The sequence below is a fragment of the Actinoplanes sp. ATCC 53533 genome, from assembly GCF_003947245.1.
In genome coordinates this window covers 1-5230 of the sequence record NZ_QHHV01000318.1, presented here as the reverse complement: position 1 = coordinate 5230, position 5230 = coordinate 1, and the positions used below count along the sequence as shown (strand labels likewise).

General features: G+C 66.6%; 3 protein-coding genes. All 3 read right to left on the bottom strand.

Features of this window, described 5'->3' with window-relative positions; genetic code table 11:
- Window positions 1–291, bottom strand: a 291-nt coding sequence (locus tag DMB66_RS64980) for a hypothetical protein (protein ID WP_233625531.1), incomplete at its 3' end; no start/stop codon positions are given.
- A gap of 390 nt (window positions 292–681) precedes the next feature.
- Window positions 682–3990, bottom strand: a complete 3309-nt coding sequence (locus DMB66_RS55320; protein WP_125812051.1) for an AAA family ATPase — start codon at window positions 3988–3990, stop codon at window positions 682–684.
- A gap of 22 nt (window positions 3991–4012) precedes the next feature.
- Window positions 4013–5170, bottom strand: a complete 1158-nt coding sequence (locus DMB66_RS55315; RefSeq protein ID WP_125812050.1) for an exonuclease SbcCD subunit D — start codon at window positions 5168–5170, stop codon at window positions 4013–4015.
- Window positions 5171–5230 lie beyond the last annotated feature (60 nt).

Sequence of the window (5230 nt, the reverse complement as noted above, 5' to 3'; positions counted from 1 at the left end):
CAGCCCGTATCCGCCGAAGCTGCTCTCCACAGATTCCCCTCGTGGGAACGGTCCCGGCCCTGCGGCGACGTCGCTCAGACGCCGAGCGCCGACCGGGCTCGATCCGCACTCGTTCGGGCAGCGCTGCACCGCGATGCCGAGTTCCCACTCACGCCGGCGGATGAATGTGGCTAGCGACTTGCCGTCGGCCGGCAGTCGCCTGCCTTTGTATTCGTCGAGGAGAAAGGCGTGGAATGCGAAGTACCGTGCACGTCGGGACAGTTCAAGGATGCCCGGCAGGAGCAGCGGCATCAATCGATCCTGGGTGGTCGTCTGAAGGCCGAGCGGGTCGCGGCCCTCGTTCTCCCGCAGGGAAGCCGCGATCCAGCGGGGCGTAGGTACCTCGTCCACCACAGTGCCTGGAGCAGCCGCCATCTCCGCACTCCCTAATCCGCCTGCACGACCTTCCGGCATGGCGCCGCCGCCATGGCCTGCCGCGGGTTCCGATGAAAGTCATCTCCAACCGGCTCCGCCACTCCGGCCCTCACTTCACCGCCAAGTTGTACGACGATGTCCTACCTGAGATCTCCTTACGACGCCGCCGAAGCCACCGGCGCCCTAGCTAGTACCCCGCAGCCAGTACCACGGTCCCCGGCTGGCCCGAGCTGCTATCGCAGACCGGCGGCGACCGAATCCGTGTGGTCACAAGTTGTCCCGCGTGACGGTGGATCCGTACTGGTCGCGGTTCACCCTGAACTTCACCGGGACGCGGTCGGCGAGTGTGCTGACATGGGTGATCACTCCGACCATCCGGTCGCCCTGGCTCGCCAGGTTCTCCAGCGTGTTGGCGACGGTGTTCAGGGTCGTCTCGTCCAGCGTTCCGAAGCCCTCGTCCAGGAAGATCGAGTCGAGGCGGGCTGAGCCGGCGGCCGCGAGGGTTGTCATCTGCGCCGACAGTGCGAGCGCCAGCGCCAGACTCGCTTGGAAGGTCTCGCCGCCGGACAGCGTTTTGACCGGGCGCGGCAGGTCGGCGTTGGTGTGGTCGATCACGAGGAACTCGCCGTCCTCGTGGGTGAGATCAAATTGGCCGTCGGTCAGTTCGGCCAAGCTCGCCGAGGCGTCCCGAACCAGGACGTCGAGGGCGGAGGCGACCAGCCAGCGAGGGAACTCGTTCGACCGCAGGAGACCGGCCAGCATGTGCGCCACCTCGTGGTCGGCTTCCGCGGCAGCTTTGCGGGCGACGAGTTCGGCCCGATGTGTTCGCTGAGTTTGGACGTGGCGGGCGTCCGCCCGTGCCCGTTCCAAGGCAGCCGCAACGGCCGCCCCCACCGTCTCCGCGAGGGGCCGACCTTGCGGCACGACCACGTCTGCCTGCGACAGCCGATTCGCAAGGGCTCCTTGAAACCCGTTCAGGTGCCGCTCTGCCGCCGCGAGAGAGCCTTCCGCGATTGCCCTCTCTGTTTGCCGAGAGTGTGCCTGTTGGCCGGCCCAGCCGACGAGGTCGGTCCAAGCGGCCAGGAGACTTTCTTGGCGAACCGGCGGGGCGCCGAGCGGCACCAACCGATCGCGGGCGGCTTGCAGATCGTGCCAAGCAGTCTGCTCGTTGGCGCGGAGCTGATCGAATGCGGTGGCAGCCAAGTCGCGTGCGGCCCGGGATGATTGGATCTTCTCGTGGGCAGCCTTGGTCTCAGCTTCTAGATGATCGATGCGAGTTAGCTCGGCGGCAGCAGCCTCGTCGACCGGGGCATCCACGAGGGAAGCATTCAACTCCGAGATTCGATCTTGGAGTTGACGAAGCACGAGCGACATTTCTTGATCGGCGAGAGCGGCGGACATTTTTGCGACCTCGGCGCGGTTGGCCTCAGCTTGGGCATTGGCGAGCGCAGTCGAGCTCGCTTCCGAGACCTGCTCAGCCTTACTCGCTTTATCGATCTCCAGCGTGAGGAGGTCGCTGCGGGTTGCGGCCTCCGTCGCCGCCCAGGCTTCGAGTGTTTGCCATGCTTCGGCGAGATCGAGACCGTCAACGGCCGGTGCGCCAAACGGTACGAGCTGATCCCGAGCGCCGTTCAGCGAAGCCCGGGCAACCGTCAGCCTCTTCTCCAGAGCGGCCGCCTCCTTGTTGGCCGCGTCGTATGCGGCGCGCGCCTGGTGAAGGCAGGCGCCGGCAGCTCGGAGCGAGACGTTCAACCCGTCCAGTCGGCTCAGCTCAGCATCGACCGACCTCTCGTCAGCCAGTTCTCCGGTCAGGGCTTGGCGGAGTCCATTTGCCGATGTGGCCGCGCTCTCAAGTGCACCGACGGCCCGTTGCTCGGCCGCGACGGCCGTGGTGTGGTGCCGGGTTGTCCGACGGAGACGATCTTCTGCATCGGCAAGGTATTTATTGGCCGCGGCGAGCAGTTCGTGATCCAGCGGCTTGGGTAGCGCCTCGACGGGATGCTCGCAAACGGGACAGGGCAGGCCCGCCACGAGGTGCGGCCGAAGGGCCGCCGCGGCATCGGTGCGAGCCGCCTCGTCTCGGGCCGTCCGAGCCCTGGCGACGGCCTGGTGTGCCTCCTCGACTGCCGTGTGCGCCGCTGCGACCTGCTGCTTTGCGTCTTCGTTCTGCCGAGTCAGCTCCGGCTCCGACGCTAGGATCTTGGCCAGTTCAGCGTGGTCGTGCTTAGCCTGCTCGAGCGGAGCTCGGGTGGGCGCAGCGTCGAGTTCATGTCTGGCGGCGGCCTCCATCGTCTCTGCATCGGTAAGCGCCTGCCGCGCCGCCGCGAGCGTCGTCTGGACGGATGTCTCGCTGCCGCTCATCTCGGCGACGCCGGTCGGAGTGGATAGCTCACCGAGCTTCACGCACTCGGCTCCTAGTGCCGCAACGCGGTCCTTGGCCGCCGTCACTGAACTTGTTGCTGCTTCGGCAGCATCACGGGCGGCCGAAAGCTCACGGGTCGCGGAGGAGTAGTCGACTGTCGTTGCGGACAGGGCATTGGCGGCTTCGGCCCGATCGTTCTCGGCGTCGGGCTGACGCTGGGCGAGCCGTGCGCGCTCAGCATGGTCACGCCGCACTTGCTCCAGCGGACCCCGCGCAGGCGCGGCTTGCAAAGCCGCCCGAGCTGCGTCGTCGAACCGTTCGGCGGCGGCGAGGTTGTGCTCCGCCTCGTCTGCCGCCGTCCGTGCAGCGGTCAGGTGCTCGCTGAGTGCTGCGAGATCGGTCGGGGCGGCGAGCGCGGAGAGGCTGGCCTGCTCCTCTAAAAGTCGGCGGACGGTTCGTTCGGCATTCTCGGCTGCTGCGCCAGCGTCCGCGAGTTCTGCCAGCAGAGCAGTGACCTGGTTTCGCAGGTCACCCAGTTGTTGGACTCGCTGGTTTGCCTCATCTTCAGCCTCTTGGGTAAAGGCCGTCAGCTGGCTGATCTGCTCGTCGAGCGAGCTTGCCCGCTGCTTCGCCACCGCCGCCTCCGTGTTGGCGGATTGGCCGATGGTTTCGTACACGGTGATACCGAGTAGGCGGGTGAGGATCTTCTGCCGCTCGCTTGGTTTGGCGTGCAAGAACTCGGCGAAATCTCCCTGGGGCAGTACGACGCATGAGCAGAAGTTGCCGAACGAGAGCCCCAGCAGGTCTTCGACGGCGCCGTTCACCTTGCCGTCCGCTGCGATCAGCTCGGTCTCGTCGTCGACGGTTCCCAGCCGGGTGGGATCCATCAGCCGCTCGAGGCGGCCGTTACGAATGCTGACCCCAGCCGGGCTCCGCCGTAGTTCTCGCGCGGCGACGTAGCGATGGACGCCCACGTCGAAGACCAGGCGTACGACTCCCCTGTTCACGGTTGGCGCCAAGGCGAGCGACACCGTACGCCGGTCATCCCAGCGCGGCACCGAGCCGTACAGCGCAAAGACCATGGCGTCGATGACCGTTGATTTGCCGGCACCGGTCGGGCCGACGAGGGCGAAGAAGTCGGCTTGGGCGAAGTCGACCGTCGCCGCCTCGCGGAACGATCCGAAGCCCGTCATCTCCAGAAGCACTGGCCGCATGAGGCCTCCTCAAGCTGTCGGGTCACGACTGGAAGGTGGTGTCGTGCAGGCGCGCGAACAGTGCCTGCACCCGCGGGTCGTCGACGTTCTTGGTCGCGCAGTATTCGGCGAACAGCTCGGCCGGGGTGCGGTCGCCGCCGGCCACGTTGGACGGTCGGGAATCGGCCGTCGGCGCGGTGAAGGCTGGATCGATGCGGACTTCGAGAGCATTCGGGAGGCGTTCGATGACTTCTTCGCGCAGCCCCGCCCGCGTAGGTTCTTTGATCCAGACGCGGAGGAAGGCATCTCCTACCGCGTCGGACTGGGCGGCGATCTCGGCGAGCGTGCCGCTGATTGTCAGCAGGCGACGCCCACTCTGAATCGGGAGATCGGTTATCCGGGCCGTGGTGGGCGTCGCTTCAACGAGGCAGACGACGCTCTCGTTGTTCTGCTCACCGAAATCGATGGCCAGCGGTGAACCGCTGTAGTGCACTGGGACCGTTGCGGTGACCACTTGCCGGCGGTGCAGATGCCCAAGAGCGACGTAGTTCGTCGCGGCGGGGAAGGCGGCGGCCGGCACCTGATACTCGAAGATTGACTGGGCGGCCCGTTCGCCGCCGCCGAAGGTGCTTCCGGTGACGGTGAGATGGGCCATCATGATGTTGACCGCATCGGGTCGGAATGTTGCGGCCAGCGCGGCCAGCATGTGCTGGATCCGCTGGGCGTAGCTGATCGAGTTCTCCACCGGAGTGTTGGCGAGTAGCTCCGCGGCGCGGACGATGTAACGCTGGTGGACGAACGGCAGGGTGGCGATGATGACGGGCTCGTTGGTGGAACGGGCGGTCAGCTCGAGGGTGCCACCCGACTCGCCGACAAGAGGGGTCCCGACGAGGTGGATGCCGACCTCGTTCATGAGCGGCCGGTAGGCGTCGAAGGTCGCGGCATGGTCGTGGTTCCCGGCGATGGCGACCACCGGTACACCCAGGTCGCGGATGGCGAGCAGTGTTTGGACAACCAACTGCTGGGCCTCCGCCGACGGTGCGGCCGAGTCGTAGATGTCGCCCGCGATCAGGACGGCGTCGACCTCGTGCTTGCCGGCCAGGCCGACGATCTCGTTCAGTACGTCGCGTTGTTCCGGGAGACGGTGGTGACCCTTGAGGGTCTTGCCGACGTGCCAATCGGAGGTGTGCAGGAATCTCATGTGGTCCGTCCAGGGCTATCGCGCCGCGCGGTGCTTGAGGAGGTGTTCCATCACGATCTG

What these genes read in the sequence shown, in the direction of transcription:
- DMB66_RS55320 (WP_125812051.1), bottom strand. Translation starts at nt 3,990, where the DNA reads ATGCGGCCAGTGCTTCTGGAGATGACGGGCTTCGGATCGTTCCGCGAG.
- DMB66_RS55315 (WP_125812050.1), bottom strand. Translation starts at nt 5,170, where the DNA reads ATGAGATTCCTGCACACCTCCGATTGGCACGTCGGCAAGACCCTCAAG.